Origin of the sequence: Ruminococcus sp., assembly GCF_017549005.1 — a bacterium.
Classification (GTDB): domain Bacteria; phylum Bacillota; class Clostridia; order Oscillospirales; family Ruminococcaceae; genus Ruminococcus.
In genome coordinates this window covers 40,850-56,797 of sequence record NZ_JAFYYT010000056.1, presented here as the reverse complement: position 1 = coordinate 56,797, position 15,948 = coordinate 40,850, and the positions used below count along the sequence as shown (strand labels likewise).

Annotated in this window: 17 protein-coding genes; 13 read left to right on the top strand and 4 right to left on the bottom strand. The window is 48.9% G+C overall.

All coding sequences use genetic code 11. From position 1 onward, the window contains the following. Positions 1–4 precede the first annotated feature (4 nt). The 7 genes from IKW96_RS14270 (at position 5) to IKW96_RS14240 (ending at position 7,099) form a co-directional block, all read left to right on the top strand. Positions 5–331, top strand: a complete 327-nt coding sequence (locus IKW96_RS14270; RefSeq protein ID WP_296576425.1) for a hypothetical protein — start codon at positions 5–7, stop codon at positions 329–331. Between the two features lie 200 nt (positions 332–531). Then, the gene (locus IKW96_RS14265; RefSeq protein WP_296576423.1) at positions 532–1,371 is read left to right on the top strand and encodes a transketolase; all 840 of its coding nucleotides are present in this window, start codon (positions 532–534) and stop codon (positions 1,369–1,371) included. A gap of 5 nt (positions 1,372–1,376) precedes the next feature. Next, on the top strand, positions 1,377–2,321 hold the full coding sequence (locus IKW96_RS14260) for a transketolase family protein (protein ID WP_296576421.1): 945 nt from the start codon (positions 1,377–1,379) through the stop codon (positions 2,319–2,321). A gap of 437 nt (positions 2,322–2,758) precedes the next feature. After that, entirely contained in the window at positions 2,759–3,274 is a 516-nt protein-coding gene (rplJ, locus tag IKW96_RS14255) for a 50S ribosomal protein L10 (protein WP_296576417.1), read from the top strand. A gap of 100 nt (positions 3,275–3,374) precedes the next feature. After that, positions 3,375–3,749, top strand: coding sequence for a 50S ribosomal protein L7/L12 (gene rplL / locus IKW96_RS14250; protein ID WP_028516123.1), 375 nt, complete (start codon positions 3,375–3,377; stop codon positions 3,747–3,749). 253 nt (positions 3,750–4,002) lie between these two features. Further along, entirely contained in the window at positions 4,003–4,752 is a 750-nt protein-coding gene (locus IKW96_RS14245; protein WP_296576414.1) for a CAP domain-containing protein, read from the top strand. A gap of 427 nt (positions 4,753–5,179) precedes the next feature. Then, on the top strand, positions 5,180–7,099 hold the full coding sequence (locus IKW96_RS14240) for a leucine-rich repeat protein (protein WP_296576411.1): 1,920 nt from the start codon (positions 5,180–5,182) through the stop codon (positions 7,097–7,099). A 42-nt stretch (positions 7,100–7,141) separates the two neighbouring features. Here IKW96_RS14240 and grcA3 read toward each other — a convergent pair whose 3' ends face one another. From grcA3 to IKW96_RS14220, 4 genes are all read right to left on the bottom strand, one after another. Beyond that, on the bottom strand, positions 7,142–7,381 hold the full coding sequence (gene grcA3, locus IKW96_RS14235) for an autonomous glycyl radical cofactor GrcA3 (RefSeq protein ID WP_173450509.1): 240 nt from the start codon (positions 7,379–7,381) through the stop codon (positions 7,142–7,144). Positions 7,382–7,419: 38 nt separating this feature from the next. Further along, complete coding sequence (locus IKW96_RS14230; RefSeq protein ID WP_296576409.1) at positions 7,420–7,629, bottom strand: hypothetical protein; 210 nt, start codon at positions 7,627–7,629, stop codon at positions 7,420–7,422. A 1-nt stretch (position 7,630) separates the two neighbouring features. Beyond that, complete coding sequence (gene pflB, locus IKW96_RS14225; RefSeq protein ID WP_296576407.1) at positions 7,631–9,733, bottom strand: formate C-acetyltransferase; 2,103 nt, start codon at positions 9,731–9,733, stop codon at positions 7,631–7,633. A 358-nt stretch (positions 9,734–10,091) separates the two neighbouring features. After that, the gene (locus tag IKW96_RS14220) at positions 10,092–11,303 is read right to left on the bottom strand and encodes an AI-2E family transporter (protein WP_296576405.1); all 1,212 of its coding nucleotides are present in this window, start codon (positions 11,301–11,303) and stop codon (positions 10,092–10,094) included. 311 nt (positions 11,304–11,614) lie between these two features. Between IKW96_RS14220 and IKW96_RS14215 the strand changes: the two genes are divergently transcribed. From IKW96_RS14215 to IKW96_RS14190, 6 genes are all read left to right on the top strand, one after another. Continuing rightward, complete coding sequence (locus IKW96_RS14215) at positions 11,615–12,352, top strand: VWA domain-containing protein (protein ID WP_296576402.1); 738 nt, start codon at positions 11,615–11,617, stop codon at positions 12,350–12,352. A gap of 9 nt (positions 12,353–12,361) precedes the next feature. Next, the gene (locus IKW96_RS14210) at positions 12,362–13,435 is read left to right on the top strand and encodes a PP2C family serine/threonine-protein phosphatase (RefSeq protein WP_296576399.1); all 1,074 of its coding nucleotides are present in this window, start codon (positions 12,362–12,364) and stop codon (positions 13,433–13,435) included. Positions 13,436–13,661: 226 nt separating this feature from the next. Further along, positions 13,662–13,895, top strand: a complete 234-nt coding sequence (locus tag IKW96_RS14205) for a hypothetical protein (RefSeq protein ID WP_296576396.1) — start codon at positions 13,662–13,664, stop codon at positions 13,893–13,895. After that, positions 13,882–14,178 (top strand): sigma-70 family RNA polymerase sigma factor, encoded by a 297-nt coding sequence (locus tag IKW96_RS14200; protein WP_296576392.1) that lies wholly within the window; start codon positions 13,882–13,884, stop codon positions 14,176–14,178. Before IKW96_RS14205 ends, IKW96_RS14200 begins: the two co-directional genes overlap by 14 nt. Positions 14,179–14,189: 11 nt before the next feature. Next, positions 14,190–15,521, top strand: a complete 1,332-nt coding sequence (locus IKW96_RS14195) for an aminotransferase class I/II-fold pyridoxal phosphate-dependent enzyme (protein ID WP_296576389.1) — start codon at positions 14,190–14,192, stop codon at positions 15,519–15,521. 68 nt (positions 15,522–15,589) lie between these two features. Continuing rightward, entirely contained in the window at positions 15,590–15,901 is a 312-nt protein-coding gene (locus IKW96_RS14190) for a DUF1292 domain-containing protein (RefSeq protein WP_296576385.1), read from the top strand. The last annotated feature ends 47 nt before the right edge of the window (positions 15,902–15,948 follow it).

Genomic DNA, 15,948 nt, shown 5'->3' with positions numbered 1-15,948 from the left:
AACAATGAAGAAAAAGAAGGCGGCAATAACGGTATACATAGTCGCAGTAATATGCCTGCTGGGACTTATCGGACTGCTGGTATACAGCAGGGTGAGCGGAAGGAGCTCGGAGGAGACCATGAATTTCACTCTCGAGGACGCCGCAACTCTTGCACTGGCAGTATTCACTATACCCATGTGGATAATCTCTCTGCTGCTCATGAAAGCGCTGAGACTGAGAGGAACTCTCCACGAAAGACAGAATAAACTGCTCATATCACTGCCTGCTGTGGTGTGTACGGGCTTTTTCATATTTTATGTCATTGTATTAATAATGATGGCTGTAAGATAATGTACATATTAAATTTACATTTTCAGCAAGAAATGCATTGCAATCACTCAATTATTGCGGTATAATATTGGTATAGCCAACCCCGCAGGGGTGGGACCGTCCGTCTGGGTTACGCATTTTGGATGGAGGAGAACGCCTGCCCCTGCTCCCAAAAAGCAGATCACGGCATTATGCCGTTAAATAAAATATTGGAGGTCAATATGGACGCAAAGCTTAAAAAGGAATTGCAGAAAACTGCCTGCAAGGTAAGAATGGGCGTTATAGAAGGCACTTATAACGCTAAATCAGGTCACCCGGGCGGTTCGCTCTCGATAAGCGACACTCTCACTTATCTCTACTTCAACAAGATGAACAACGATCCCAAGAACCCTGACGCTCCCGACAGAGACAGATTCGTTCTTTCAAAAGGACATACGGCTCCTGCGCTGTACTCAGTACTTGCACAGAGAGGCTATTTTTCTGTTGACGAGCTGAAATCCCTCCGTCATATAGGCGCACTTCTTCAGGGACATCCTTGTATCCACATACCGGGCGTTGATATGTCAAGCGGCTCTCTCGGACAGGGTATCTCAGCTGCCTGCGGTATGGCTCTTGCAGGCAAGATAGACGGCAAGTCATACAAGGTGTACACTATCCTCGGCGACGGCGAGATCGAGGAAGGACAGGTATGGGAAGCTGCTATGTTCGCAGCTCACAAGAAGCTCGCAAACCTCGTTGCTATCGTTGATAACAACGGCTTACAGATAGACGGTCCCATCACTGAGGTATGCTCACCTGAGCCTATCACCGATAAGTTCGCAGCTTTCGGCTGGCACGTTATCACAATGGACGCTCACGACTTCGACGACATCGACAGAGCTTTCACAGAAGCTGAGTCCGTAAAGGACAAGCCCGTGGCTATCATTCAGAAGTCCACAAAGGGCAAGGGCGTTTCATTCATGGAAAATCAGGTAAGCTGGCACGGTACAGCTCCCAACCAGGAGCAGTATGAGCAGGCAATGGCTGAGCTCAATGCGCAGTTAAAGGAATTGGAGGACTAATTATCATGGCAGATGTTATCAAAAAGGCTACCAGAGAAAGCTACGGCGAGGCTCTTAAAGAGCTTGCCGGGGAATACAAGGACTTGATAGTTCTCGATGCAGACCTTGCTGCTGCTACAAAGACAGGCATTTTCAAGAAGGCTTATCCCGACCGTTTCTTCGACTGCGGTATCGCAGAGGCTAACATGATGGGCGTTGCTGCAGGTCTCGCAGCCTGCGGTAAGATACCTTTCGCAAGCACATTCGCTATGTTCGCAGCAGGAAGAGCTTTTGAAATAGTAAGAAACTCTATCGGCTATCCGCACCTCAACGTTAAGATCGGCGCTACACACGCAGGTATCTCAGTAGGTGAGGACGGCGCTACACATCAGTGCAACGAGGATATCGCTCTTATGAGAACTATCCCCGGAATGACTATCATCAACCCATGCGACGATGTTGAGGCAAAGGCTGCCGTTAAGGCTGCTCTCGACTTCAATGGTCCTGTATATATGCGTTTCGGCAGACTTGCAGTACCCGTTATCAACGACGCTGCAAGCTACAAGTTCGAGCTCGGCAAGGGCGTTGTCATGAAGGACGGTAAGGACGTTACCATCGTTGCTACAGGTCTCATGGTAAACGAAGCTGTTGAAGCTGCAAAGACACTGGAGGCAGAGGGTATCTCCGCAAGAGTTGTTAATATCCACACTATCAAGCCTCTCGACAAGGAGCTCATCTGCAAGTGTGCCAAGGAGACAGGTCTCATCGTTACAGCCGAGGAGCACAGCGTTATCGGCGGTCTCGGTTCGGCAGTTGCAGACGCAGTTACAGAGTGCTGTCCTGTTCCTGTAGTAAAGATCGGCGTGAACGACGAGTTCGGTCACTCAGGTCCTGCTGTGGCTCTCCTCAAGGAGTTCGGCCTCTCAGCTGAGAACATCGTTAAGACAGTCAAGGCTAACCTTAAAAAGTAATTGCAAGGGCGGAGCGATCCGCCCTTTTTAATTCATAATTGTTTTGTAGGGAACGCCGCCTAACAGGCGCCCGTACCCTCTGTCCTTCGGACATCTCCCTGTACTACAGGGAGTCACCTTCGCTCTCCCGCAATATACGCATCATCGCGGTCGGGAGCCCGGGGACGGGCTCCCCTACAGACTAAAAATTATGAATTTAGTTCTTGGCTCTTTTTTTCAGAAAATGCTTGACAAACGAAAAAAAGTATGCTATAATTATCAAGCTGTGAAAAATACAGCTCGTATTCTAAAGACAGCTGGCAGAGCTCACGCTCAGTAAGTCCCGCCGAGGAATAGCAATTGATAGAATTATCATTGTCCATTCTGCGCTGTCGGAATGGGCATTTTTATTGCTCTCTCTGAATACGATAAATTTCATTCGGAGGTGAATACACACTATGCCAAGCAATGCTGTACTCGAAGCAAAGAAGGCTAAGGTCGAGAAACTCACCGAGATCATCAAGAACTCTGTTTCAGGCGTTCTCGTTGATTACAAGGGTATCACTGTTGAAGAGGATACCAAGCTCAGAAAAGAGCTCCGTGAGGCCGGCGTTCACTACTTTGTAGAGAAGAACACAATGCTTCTCCGCGCTTTCAAGGAATGCGGTATCGAGGGCTTTGAAGAGGCTCTCAACGGCACAACTGCTCTCGCTGTTTCCAACGACGATCAGACTGCTCCCGCAAGAATCCTCGGTAAGTTCGCTGAGAAGGCAGGCGATGAGAAGTTCAATCTTAAGGCTGGTTACATTGAAGGCGAAGTTTACGATCAGGCAGGCGTTATCGCTCTTTCCAAGATCCCTTCAAAGGATACCCTCCTCGCTCAGCTCGTTGGCTCTCTCCAGGGCCCACTCCAGAAGCTGGCTGCTACTCTCAACGCTGTTGCAGACAAGAAGAAGGAAGAGGAAGCTGCTTAATCGCCGCTTAGTCTTTCACACACGTTTCGCGGAGATATGCTCCGCAGCTTAAAATCACAGCCCGATATGGGCAAATACTATTAAAAAGGAGATTATTATCATGGCTTCTGAGAAGATCACAAAATTTGTTGAAGATATCAAGACTCTTTCCGTTCTTGAGCTTTCTGAGCTCGTAGACGCTATCCAGGAGGAATTCGGTGTAACAGCTGCTATCGCTGCTGCTCCTGCTGCAGGCGGTGCTGCAGGCGGCGCTGCTGCTGCTAAGACAGAGTTCGACGTAATCCTTGCTTCCTTCGGCGACGCTAAGATGGGCGTTATCAAGGTTGCTAAGGAAGTTCTCGGACTTGGCCTTAAGGAAGCTAAGGAGATAGTTGAGGCTGCTCCTAAGGCTATCAAGGAAGGCGTTTCTGAGGCTGAGGCAAACGAGCTCAAGGCTAAGTTTGAAGAGGCTGGCGCTACAATCGAAATCAAGTAATCATTGCGTAAAATGCTTACAAAGACTGGCTGTACTTTCGGGTGCAGCCTTTCTTGTTTGATATGATATAATTTGTTTACTGCTCATTGTTTATGCCGACAATAATATCTGTAAATTGTTGACTTGCATAGTGAACTGTGCTATAATTGGATTGGGATATGATTTTAGTCATGGTATTGTTAAGCGTGTATTTTCTGGAAGCTCCGCGTCTGACTGTTATGTCACGTAAAAGGGGCAAAAAGGAGGCATTACTATGAAAAAAATTGCAGCATTAATTGGTTCGGTGGTTCTTACAGCAGCTTTTATAACAGCTCCTGCCACCTTTGCAGCTTCAGTCGGTAATACAGTCATAACAGAGACAAACAAGCAGGCTGTCAGCGAGCATCAGTTAGTTATGTATTCGGACAGCGTTATAAAGCTTGTCAATAAGGAAAGACGCAGCAGAGGACTTGTCGAGCTGAAAATGTTCCCGAGGCTCAGTAAATGCGCGGTTATCCGCGTTAACGAGACTACTACCTACTGGAGCCATCAGCGCAGGAACGGCAAGGCGGGACTCGATGTCTTCGACGAGCAGGGACTCAAATGGTCAAATATCGCGGAAAATATCGCAAAGGGCTCTCCTGATCCTCAAAGCGTTATGAACGGGTGGATGAACTCCACAGACCACCGCAACAGCATTCTTAACCCGAATTACAGATATATCGGCGTTGGCTGTGCAAACTATGAGGGGACGTTCTACTGGACGCAGCTCTTTATGAGCTCTTTAAGCGAGTACAGCTATGCCTACCTTCCCGAAAAGCACGGTGAGCTCAACGACGACGGCGTCATAGACGCGGTGGACGCTGCTATGGTTTTGCAGGAGTATGCGGCGATGTCTTCGGGAAAGTCAGGAAGACTCGACCAGTACAAGCACGCCCGCGCTGATATGAACAGCGACGAGATAGTTGACGCAGTGGACGCTTCAATTATCCTCGGTATCTATGCGGATAATTCCTCGCGTTGACTGTTTGGGCAGTGATTATTGGCAGGAAATTAGTGATTAGTGCACGGGCGCCACAAAGGGCGCCCGTTTTTGCTATGAGTAAAAACGCCCTTCTGTAAAGGGGCTGAAATCAGCCTTTATTAAACGGAAAACCGTTTAATAAGAAAAAAATAATTCTGCAATTCTATATTTTGCACAAAAATGCACGTTGGAAAATGTGCAGGTTGTTAGACAATGTGGCTCTATCTGTGCACCTAAGCTTTGCTCTTAGTTCTTAGCTCTTAGGTCTTAAATCTTAGCTCTTAATTCTGATCCGAAGGCTGTTAACAAAAAGTTAATAATCTGTGAATTGTCGGAAAGCAGTATTGCGATTTTGTGTGAATTGTGTTATAATTTAAGCTGAGACAGTCTTATCGGGGTTAAGATTTAATAAAAGGAGGACTGTAACATGAAAAAATCTAAAATTATGGCAGCGGTCACGGCTGCGCTCCTCGTCGGCGGAGCATTTCCCACAGCTGCACTGCCGGCTTATGCCGTAAACCATGTTTCGTGCATAACCGTTGAAACAGATGAATTTACAAAGATCGAAAGCTTCACACAATTCGGAATAATATACGACGTTTACCAGGATCATGCGGCTGTAAGGTCGCTGACCGCTGAATACCGCGAAAAAACAGAGAAATTTGACATCACTATTCCCGACACGATAAAGAACGTTCCCGTTACAGAAATTAACGGAACCGCTATATACGGCACTAAAGTCGAGAACGTAACCTTCGGACGGAACATAAAAACTATCGGAAGCTACGCCTTTGAGGGCTGTACCGAGCTGAGGAGCATAGAGCTCCCCGAGGAGCTTCTGTTTATCGGCAGCGGCGCTTTTTATCGCTGTGAAAACATGGAAAAGATCATGTTCAACAGAAAGCTCACGACCATTGGCAGAAACGCTTTCGCACTATGTTCGGGTCTGACTTCCGTGCAGTTCCCGGACAGCCTTGTGAAGATAGACGAATCCGCTTTCGAGGGCTGTACATCCATATCGGAGATAAGCTTCGGCAGAGGTCTCGAGTTTATCGGTGAAAATGCATTCCATAAGTGCGAGGCTCTCAGGAATATCAAGCTGGGGGACAGGCTGAAGACTGTGGGCTGCAATGCGTTCTATGATAAGAACATAAGCAGCCTGGAGATCCCTGCAAGCGTAGGAACTCTCAACGGCTGCCCGATATCTGCATATAAGAGCGATGACGAGCCGAAGGAAGAGGACACGGCTATCATAATCAAGAATCCCAATTGCAGTCTGAGAGAAAATCTCAGCGACTGGACCAGCTTCATAATCGTCTGCTCTGAGGGTTCTGCCGCACAGTCCTTCGCAGAGGAGAACGGCATAAGATATTGCACTCCCGAGCAGTACGAAAGCGGCGATTACGAAAAGAAGCTCGACCCGACAAAGCAGAAAAGCCGTGAAATATTCAGGAACGACAATATGTACTGGTGCAAGGCGGACGACGGCTATGAGGTTTTCGATGTCAGAATGGGCGACGGTGAAGAGCTGGTAATTCCCGACGACATCGACGGAGTCCCAGTTGTTGCAGTCAGCAATTATGTCGGCAGTAACAAGAACAACCCAAATGTAAAGAAAGTTCAGATAGGAAAGAATGTCAGAACTGTATGGGACGGCTCGTTTTATTCGTTCCCTGCCCTTGAAGAGGCGGTCATCGGCGAAAAGCTTGAAAAGATCAATATGTACACGTTTTACGGCTGTCAGTACCTGAAAAAGATAACTTTCAAGGAAGAATGCAGCCTGAAAACTATCAGTTCCTATGCGATCTTTTCCGATGAGCTGAAAAGAATGGTCCTTCCCGAAAGCGTTGAATACGTGGAAAGAATGGCTATCAACTCTACATATCGTGACGAGGTCGACGGTTTAAGGGTCGCAGTTCTCAATCCTGACTGCTACCTGGAGCCGAGCTCCATAAGAGGAAATAACAAGACAATTATTTTCGGCTACAAGGACTCTACAGCCGAAAAGTATGCCAGCGATTACGGTCTCAAATTCATGAGACTTGACCCTGATAAGGAGTTCGACGAGTCAATGCTTGAGATCGACGTTGATGATATCCCCGTCAGCTATGACGAGCGTACACCCGGCGACGCCAACTGCAACGGCAAGGTCGAAATGGGCGACGCTGTCCGTATCATGCAGGCTCTTGCAAATCCTGACAAATACGGTATCGGCGGCACCGATGAAAACCATATAACCAAGCAGGGCGTTATAAACGGCGATGTTTATCAGCCGGGAACCGGTATTACTTCACTGGACGCACGTTGGATACAGGGCTATCTTGTAGGAGATTATAATACGCTTTGAGCAGTAAAAGAAAGGCTGTACCTTGAAGGTACAGCCTTATTTTTACAGATTTGAATGGAATGTACGGGAAATAACGTCGTCCTGCTGTTCCTTTGTCAGCTTTACGAAGTTTACCGCGTAGCCCGAAACTCTTACGGTGAGCTGGGGGTACTTCTCGGGGTGAGCCTGCGCGTCAAGGAGAGTTTCGCGGGTGAAAACGTTTACGTTGAGGTGGTGTCCGCCCTTTTCAACGTAGCCGTCAAGTAATTCTATGAGGTTATCTACCTGTTTCTGGTTATCCATATTTCTTCTCCTTTTCTGTATCATCAATGCGTTGTGAATCAAAAATCTTCTTCCTCGTCAACAGCGCTTTCGGTGGGCTGACAGCAGGCACCTTTTTTGCCGCATATATCTGTGCTTTTTACGGTATCGACTTTCAGCTCTGCGCCGTTTTCCGAGACTATATTCACATGACCGCTGCCCTGGGACATGAGCTGATCTATAAGGTCAGCAAGCTCCGCAGGGGCGTTTTTATTTTCGGGTGCTGCCATATTATTCTCCTCTGAGCTTGTCAAGGTCGAGGTCTCCTGCGAATACTTCCATGTCCTTGCCGAGTGCGTCAGGAACTATGGAGAAGGTGTTGGAGATACCGTCCTGTGCGTGTCTGAAAGGCAGCTTGGCAACTGAAGAAAGTGAAGCTACAGCGCCGTGAGTGTCTCTGCCGTGCATGGGGTTAGCTCCCGGTGCCAGCGGAACTCCCTGCTTTCTGCCGTCGGGAGTATTTCCTGTTTTCTTGCCGTATACAACGTTGGAAGTGATAGTCAGGATAGACATTGTGGGAACGCTGTCGCGGTAGGTGTGGTGCTTTCTGATGCAGTCCATGAACTTGCGGACTACAGTTACTGCTATCTGGTCGACACGGTCGTCGTTGTTGCCGTATTTCGGGAAGTCGCCCTCTATTTCGTAGTCAACTACAACGTTCTTTGCAACGCTTGTGACGTTGCCTGCCTTGTCCTTTATTTCGATGTCTTTACGTACAGGCTTTACCTTTGCGTACTTGATAGCTGAAAGTGAATCAGCAACGACGGAAAGTCCTGCGATACCTGTTGCGAAATAGCGCTTTACATCGCGGTCGTGGAGCGCCATCTGAAGCCTCTCATAGCTGTACTTGTCGTGCATATAGTGGATAACATTTAGAGTGTTGACGTACAGTCCTGCCAGCCACTCCATCATATCCATATACTTTTCCCATACGTCGTCGAAGTCGAGATACTCGCTGTCAACAGGGCGGAATTTCGGTCCTACCTGTAAGCCGAGACGCTCGTCAACGCCGCCGTTTATGGCGTAGAGCAGGCACTTCGCAAGATTGGCTCTTGCACCGAAAAACTGCATTTCCTTGCCCACTACCATTGAGGATACACAGCAGGCGATAGCGTAGTCGTCCCCGTGAACAACTCTCATCATATCGTCGTTCTCATACTGGATAGAAGATGTTTTTATGGACATCTTTGCGCAGTACTCCTTGAACTTCCTCGGGAGCTTCGTTGACCAGAGTATGGTCATATTCGGCTCGGGAGCTGTTCCGAGATTTTCCAGTGTGTGGAGGTAACGGAAGCTGTTCTTGGTAACAAGGTGGTGACCGTCAACGTCAACGCCGCCTATAGACTCGGTTATCCATGTGGGGTCACCAGAAAATAACTCGTTGTACTCGGGAGTACGTGCGAACTTTACTATGCGGAGCTTCATGATGAAGTGGTCGATGAGCTCCTGAGCCTTTTCCTCGGTGAGTACTCCGCGGTCAAGGTCACGCTGAATGAATATATCAAGGAAAGTTGAAGTACGTCCTAATGACATAGCCGCGCCGTTCTGCTCCTTGACAGCTGCAAGATAGCCGAAGTATAGCCACTGAACGGCTTCCTTAGCATTAGCTGCAGGCTTTGAGATGTCAAAGCCGTAAATCTCGCCAAGCTTCTTGAGGTCTTGGAGAGCGCGAACCTGCTCTGCAAGCTCTTCACGGAGACGGATATTCTTGGAAGTCATTCTCACCAGTGAAGTGTCGATCTGGTGCTTCTTGTCCTCTATGAGCCTGTCCACGCCGTAAAGAGCCACGCGGCGGTAATCGCCGATGATACGGCCTCTGCCGTATGCGTCGGGAAGTCCTGTGAGTATCGCTGAGTGACGGGCAAGTCTCATCTCGGGAGTGTATGCGTCGAATACGCCCTGATTGTGAGTTTTTCTGTACTTCGTGAATATGTCCACGACTTCGGGATCTACCTCGTAGCCGTACTCCTTGCAGGCCTGCTGAGCCATACGGATACCGCCGAAGGGCTGCAATGCACGCTTGAACGGCTTGTCCGTCTGGAGACCGACTATCTGCTCCAGGTCTTTATTGAGGTATCCTGCACCGTGTGAAGTTATTGTTGATATGATCTTTGTGTCCATGTCGAGGACTCCGCCGGCTTCGCGCTCCTGACGGGAAAGCTCCATGACCTGTTCCCACAGCTTCTTTGTGGCGTCCGTTGGTCCTGCGAGAAAGCTCTCGTCGCCCTCATAAGGAGTGTAATTCTTTTTGATGAAGTCTCTGACGTTTATGGAACTGCTGCTCCAGCGGCCTTCTGTGAAGCCGTCCCATTCCTTAGCCCATGAATTGACCATAACACATTACTCCTTTAAATTTTAATATCTATAGTAATCTTACCACTTTGCTCCGAGATTGTCAAACCGGAAGTTGCACGCAGAAAACTAAAAAAGCGGGGATTTCGTTTTATCAGATTACAAAGTCCGTACCCCGCTGAGAAATATTGTTTTTTGTCTTACGGTAAATAGAAGATTTTCGCGGCATAAAAACAGCCGCGTATCAAAATGTTGTGAAATTGTTTGAGCGATTTGTGCATTAGATAGAACTTCGTATGGGCGGATAATATCCGCCCATACGAGCGTTCATTTGTGCTTTTTTGTTTGCCAACGGAACGTCGAGGACGCCGTCTCCTACAAACTAATCGTTAATTATTACTCACTGCTTTCTATTTGCTTTTTTAGGCTTCTTCGGCTTTGCAGGTTTGTTTCTGACAGGCTTTTCGCTGTCCGTTTCGGGAGGAGCTATGCCTTCCGAGGCTTCCCTGGCTTCAAGTACGCGGAAGCTTAGCTTATACAGAGTAGCTGTCAGCGGAACTCCGAGTATCATGCCGAGTACGCCGAAAAGTCCGCCGCCTATGGTAACGGCTGCAAGCGTCCATATACTGGGAAGTCCCACGCTGCCGCCCACTACTCTCGGGTAGATTATGTTGCCCTCAAGCTGCTGGAGTATGATGAGGAAGATTATGAATATCAGCGCCTGCATAGGGTCAACGGTGAGGATTATGAATGCGCTTATGCCTGCGCCGAGAAAAGCTCCGACTATGGGGATAAATGCGGTAACTCCCACGAGAGTTCCCGACATAGCCGCATATGGCAGTCTCAGCAGCTTCATGCCTATGAAACAGAGCGAGCCGAGTATGATAGCTTCAACGAACTGTCCCACAAAGAAGCTCTGGAACGTGGTATTGGCGGTTTTCAGCACAACAGAACTCTTTTTGTTGAAGTCGTCGCTGAAATATGCACGTCTTATGCGGTTTGCGTCATGTATGAGCTTATCCTTGCGGAGAAGCATATATATTGCGAATATCACGCCGAGGACAAGGTTCGCAACGGCAGAGGTGAGCCCTCCTATTATGCCCATTGCAGAGCTTAATATGCCTGCAAGTCCCGATGTGAGTATCTTTGAAGCCTTTTCGGCTATGTTTGCCCAGTCAAATTCAAGGGAGCTTATCTGCTGCTGTATCTCGGGGTATTCCTTGAGCTTGCCCGTTATGAAGTCCTTTGCACTGGTGAATGAGGGCGGTATTTCAGCATAGAGCACACCGAAAGCCTTGCCTATCTCGGGTACGACTATGTACATTATAAGGGCTATTATCGCTATGGCTATAGCAAAGGTAGCGGCTATGCAGACGGGTCTGCGCGTCCGCATCACGAGCTTCGAGCTGCTTTTCGGGAAGTATATCTTTTCAAAGCGGTTCATGATGATATTGAATATATAGGCGATGAAAAAGCCTATCACCAATGATCTGAGAGCTCCGATAACTACTGATACGAAGTTCGACAGCACTGAGAAGTTCTGACTGATAACGCAGACCGCTATTGCGAGGACTGCTATGAATATATATCTTTTTATCTCACGTTTTTCCATGATCTCTGCCTCCTTATCCGGCCGGATACTATTTCAATTATATATCAATACGGTGCTTTTGTCAATTTTGGATCAGGATCTAAGAGATGAGAATGGACGACCAATATCCGTCTGAAAGTATATGCTGCAGGGGCTATTATATCTGAATTAACAAACTACTTGACCGAATGCAAGTTTCATGTTATAATATGTATAATTAGTTCCGTAATATCGGGAACTTATGCTGTTTTTATGCCATTGCGCGATATTTCGGGCGGTTTATACTATTATTGACCGCTCTTACAAGCTATATGCGAACGGAGGTCATAGTAATGCCAGGTTTAGACGATTACGCTCCTGCTGTCAGAAAGGTCATGACTCTTTTTTATGTCATTGATACTTCTGGAAGTATGCAGGGCAGCAAAATAGGACAGGTAGAATCAGCTCTCGAGGAGGTCATGCAGACTCTTCAGGAGATAAGCGACGAAAGCGACGACGCTGAGATCAAAATTGCAGTTCTTGAGTTCTCAACAGGTGCTTCATGGGTAACTCCCGAGCCCGTTTCCCCTGAGGGATACCGCTTCAAGACCTTTGAAGCCTGCGGCGTTACCGACCTGGGCGCTGCCTGTAAGGAGCTTGACAAGAAGCTCTCAAGGAATGAGTTCCTTCAGACTGCTGCAGGCGCCTATCCGCCTGTTATACTGCTTTTCAGCGACGGCGGTCCTACTGATAACTGGGAGAGCGGACTTGACGCCCTCAAAAAGAACAACTGGTTCAAGCGTTCAATAAAGATAGCCTTTGCTATCGGAGATGACGCTGACAAGGACATTCTTGCACGCTTCTCCGGAAGCTCGGAAACTGTCCTCGACGTAAAGAACAAGGATCAGCTCCGCCTTATGATCGAAAAGGCAAGCGTTATCACAAGCGTTTTCGCAAGCCATTCAAGTACTGTAGACAGCGACACAGACCCTGTTGAGATATCAAAGCAGCTTGCAGAGGACGTTAAAACTCAGACGACCGAAGCTCTCAGCGAAGCAAATACCGCAGACTGGGACGAATCCGACTGGTAAGGTGAGGTTATGCAGAGATTATTATCCTTTGCTCAGACAAGTATCGGCGCTTCACACCTGAACCGAGGAATTGTTTGTCAGGACAGCTCTGCCTGTGCGGATAACGAGAAGTATTCATTTGCGGCGGCTGCGGACGGTCACGGAAGTCTCTGCTATCTCCGTACCGACAGAGGTTCAAGATTTGCTGTGGAATGTGCGGAGGACTGCGTAAGGGAGTTCCTCGATGGGCTCGGAAACGCAGAGGAAGTCCTTGCAGACGAGCGTCAGCGCGAACAGCTATTCAATCAGCTGTGGAGAGGCATAATCGCACGCTGGCACGACAAGACCGAGCAGGATTTCAAGAACGATCCATTCTCCGAGGAGGAGCTTGACCGTATCCCCGAGAAATTTGCAAATTACCGCACAAGATACGAAGCGGGCGACTATATAGGCGCTTACGGTACTACCCTGCTTTTTGCGGTGGTTACTCATAACTATGCTTTCGGAGCTCAGATAGGCGACGGAAAATGCGTGGTCATTGACGGCGACAGCAACGTTTTTGCGCCTGTTCCCGAAGATCCGCGGTGCTATGAGAACGTTACGACTTCCATGTGTCAGGACGACGCGGCTCTCTCGGCAAGATTCTTCTATCTGCCGAAAGGACTTATGCCTGCGGCTGTATTCCTGTGCTCGGACGGCGTGGAAAACTCCTACTGGAACGAAGAACAGCTTTTCTGCTTCTTCCGCGGACTTGCCCTCACTATCGTTGAAAACGGCATGGAGGAGGGAGTGGCGCAGCTTGCGGAATTCCTGCCTTCCATGACGAAAAAGGGCAGCGGCGACGACGTCACCTGTGCGGGTATCATTGATATGACAAAGCTGAACTCATGCTCCGACGGTATACGTGAGGACCTTGAGGTAGCTTCGCTTGCGGCAGCTGCAACAGTGGGAGAAGCCCTTGAAGCCGAGGATATTGAGTACGACGACGAAGAGCTCCAGCAGGTGATATCCGACGTTATCACCGATAAGGCCGAAGCTGACAGCGGAGAGGAAACCGATGAAGCAGCGGAAGAACCTTCCGATGATACGGACAGCGACGAGTGATTGAAAAATAGTGATTGATCGGGCGGCTTTTGCCGCCCTTTCTGTTTACATAAGCAAACTGTCATGTTTCCGCGGACGATAATAAATTTGAAAAAAACCTTGACATTTCAGAACAAATGTTCTATAATATAATTACAAGGAATAGAACATAAGTTCACTAAGCTATCTTACCAAGGGCGCAGCAATATGCTGCTCGTGCTTCTTTTTTTAATAAGGGGGGCAAAACATGACAGATCTTATCAGAAACTACACCTACAGCCGCACTCTTGTCAAAAAGCGAATCGAAGAGCTTCTTGCCATGCGGCATTCACTTCATGAAAGGGGGGAAGCTCTCCGCGCCGAACAGCTCGACCTCGACCGCCGTATACGTTTGCTCTATACGGAGCAACTGGAGCTTACGGAGATAATAGTTCATCTTACCTCATGTCAGAGGAGGCGGAACGACAGTGTCGAAGCGTAACACCTATTCCGATACGTTTACGGGAGCTGCCGACAAAGGCATACGTAAGATACTCGGCTGCGACGACGAGGACGAGCCTGCAAGGAAGCTCCACCGAATAATGTTAAAAGTTATTAATAATGAGCTTACCCCGAGACAAAAGGAAATAATTATGTTATACTATTTCAAGGACATGGACACGGTGGCAATAGGTGAAACCCTGGGGATAACTCCGCAGGCAGTGTCGCAGCTGATGTCACGCGCCCGGATAAAAATGTTCAGAGTACTTCAATACTACATCTGAGGAGAGATATAATGGAAACTCCTATATATGACTTTCTGCGGAGCTATGCCGCTTCGGGAGGGCTGCGCGCGCATATGCCCGGGCATAAGGGCGTTTCGCCCGTGAAGGAGCTCGGGGAGCTTTACAGCCTTGATATCACGGAGATAAAGGGCGCGGACAGCCTTTTTGAAGCCGAGGGGATAATTGCACGGAGTGAGGCGAATACCGCGCGGCTGTACGGGACTGCCGCAACGGTCTTTTCGGCAGGGGGCTCTACCCTGTGCATACAGGCTATGCTTGCGCTTATGAAACAGGAAAGGCGCCGTATCATAGCCGTGCGGAACGTTCACCGCGCCTTTCTGAATGCGGCTGCTCTGCTGGGATTCGATGTTCAGTGGATACTTCCCGAGTACAGCGGCGGCATACTTTCGGGCAGGATACTGCTCTCCGACGCAGAGGAGGCTTTAGCCGCCTCGGCAGAGCCTGCCTGTCTGTATGTAACTTCACCCGATTACACGGGCAGACTGGCGGATATCGCCGCATTGGCAGCTCTATGCAAAAAATATGGGGCAAGACTGTTGGTGGACAACGCTCACGGCGCTCACCTTGCCTTTTTTGAGAAAAGTATGCACCCCATAGCTCTCGGAGCAGACCTCTGCTGCGATTCGGCGCACAAAATGCTGCCTGCGCTTACGGGAGCAGCTTTGCTCCACACCTCGTGTGAGGAATATGCGCCTAAGCTCAAACAGGCTATGAGCCTTTTCGGCTCTACAAGCCCGTCTTACCTGATAATGGCTTCCCTCGACCTGTGCAACCGCTATCTTTCGGACAGTATAAGAAGCGATATCAGTGCGGCTCTGCCGTGCATAGCCGCACTCAGGGAAAGCTTTTCGGGCAGGCTCGTTTTTGCGGAGTCCGAGCCATTCCACATAACAATAAAAGCCGCCGAAAGCGGCTTCAGCGGAGCAGAGCTTGCGGAGCGTCTCCGCGATAACGGCGTTGAGTGTGAATACGCCGACGAGGAGCTTCTTGTGCTGCTGATGTCAGCCTTTTCGCCTGCGGGGGACTTCGGGCGGCTTCGCACCGCGCTTGAGAGCGCGGTATCGGGAGCTTCACGATACGAAAGGAAAAAGCCGGACTTTCAGCCGAAGCTCCCGCAGATGGCCTGCGCCATCTGCGAAGCCGCCTTTGCGCCTGCCGAGGAAATACCTGTGGAGGAGGCGGAGGGGAGAGTATGCGCTTCCGTGAAGGTGCCCTGTCCGCCTGCAGTTCCCATAGCGGTCAGCGGAGAGACAATAGACCGCCAATGCATTGAAATATTCCGTGCTTACGGCATAAAAACCGTCCTTGTGGTGAAAAATTAGCGTAAGCTATTGCAATTTACAGCGATCTGTGTTAAAATGAGATATATTATTTTTGCGGAGGTACTGCCATGAGCGATATGAACGAAAAGGAGCTTGACGAGCTCGAGGAAGAAGAGGAGATCGAAAACTACATCACCCTTACGGACGATGACGGAAATGAAGTTTCCTTTGAGATAATCGGAACAGTTGAATATGAGGAGCACCTCTATGCGGTACTTCTGCCCTTCGACGACGAGGACGACGAGGTAGTCATTCTCGAAGTTATCCCGGGCGAAACTCCCGAGGAGGACGACTTTGTATCCGTAAACGATGACGAGCTTCTCGGAAAGGTGTTCGAGGAGTTCAAGAAGAACTACGACGGCGAATATGAGTTTGAGTAATTCATAATGCATGATCAAAGGGCGCACACTGTGCGCCCTTTTTTGTC

Bases quoted from the DNA above. Each gene is read 5' to 3' on its own strand.
- rplJ (WP_296576417.1), top strand. From the start codon at position 2,759: ATGCCAAGCAATGCTGTACTCGAAGCAAAGAAGGCTAAGGTCGAGAAA.
- IKW96_RS14270 (WP_296576425.1), top strand. From the start codon at position 5: ATGAAGAAAAAGAAGGCGGCAATAACGGTATACATAGTCGCAGTAATA.
- pflB (WP_296576407.1), bottom strand. From the start codon at position 9,733: ATGGTCAATTCATGGGCTAAGGAATGGGACGGCTTCACAGAAGGCCGC.
- IKW96_RS14260 (WP_296576421.1), top strand. From the start codon at position 1,377: ATGGCAGATGTTATCAAAAAGGCTACCAGAGAAAGCTACGGCGAGGCT.
- IKW96_RS14245 (WP_296576414.1), top strand. From the start codon at position 4,003: ATGAAAAAAATTGCAGCATTAATTGGTTCGGTGGTTCTTACAGCAGCT.
- IKW96_RS14210 (WP_296576399.1), top strand. From the start codon at position 12,362: ATGCAGAGATTATTATCCTTTGCTCAGACAAGTATCGGCGCTTCACAC.
- IKW96_RS14240 (WP_296576411.1), top strand. From the start codon at position 5,180: ATGAAAAAATCTAAAATTATGGCAGCGGTCACGGCTGCGCTCCTCGTC.
- IKW96_RS14230 (WP_296576409.1), bottom strand. From the start codon at position 7,629: ATGGCAGCACCCGAAAATAAAAACGCCCCTGCGGAGCTTGCTGACCTT.
- IKW96_RS14205 (WP_296576396.1), top strand. From the start codon at position 13,662: ATGACAGATCTTATCAGAAACTACACCTACAGCCGCACTCTTGTCAAA.
- IKW96_RS14190 (WP_296576385.1), top strand. From the start codon at position 15,590: ATGAGCGATATGAACGAAAAGGAGCTTGACGAGCTCGAGGAAGAAGAG.
- IKW96_RS14195 (WP_296576389.1), top strand. From the start codon at position 14,190: ATGGAAACTCCTATATATGACTTTCTGCGGAGCTATGCCGCTTCGGGA.
- grcA3 (WP_173450509.1), bottom strand. From the start codon at position 7,381: ATGGATAACCAGAAACAGGTAGATAACCTCATAGAATTACTTGACGGC.
- IKW96_RS14265 (WP_296576423.1), top strand. From the start codon at position 532: ATGGACGCAAAGCTTAAAAAGGAATTGCAGAAAACTGCCTGCAAGGTA.
- IKW96_RS14215 (WP_296576402.1), top strand. From the start codon at position 11,615: ATGCCAGGTTTAGACGATTACGCTCCTGCTGTCAGAAAGGTCATGACT.
- IKW96_RS14220 (WP_296576405.1), bottom strand. From the start codon at position 11,303: ATGGAAAAACGTGAGATAAAAAGATATATATTCATAGCAGTCCTCGCA.
- rplL (WP_028516123.1), top strand. From the start codon at position 3,375: ATGGCTTCTGAGAAGATCACAAAATTTGTTGAAGATATCAAGACTCTT.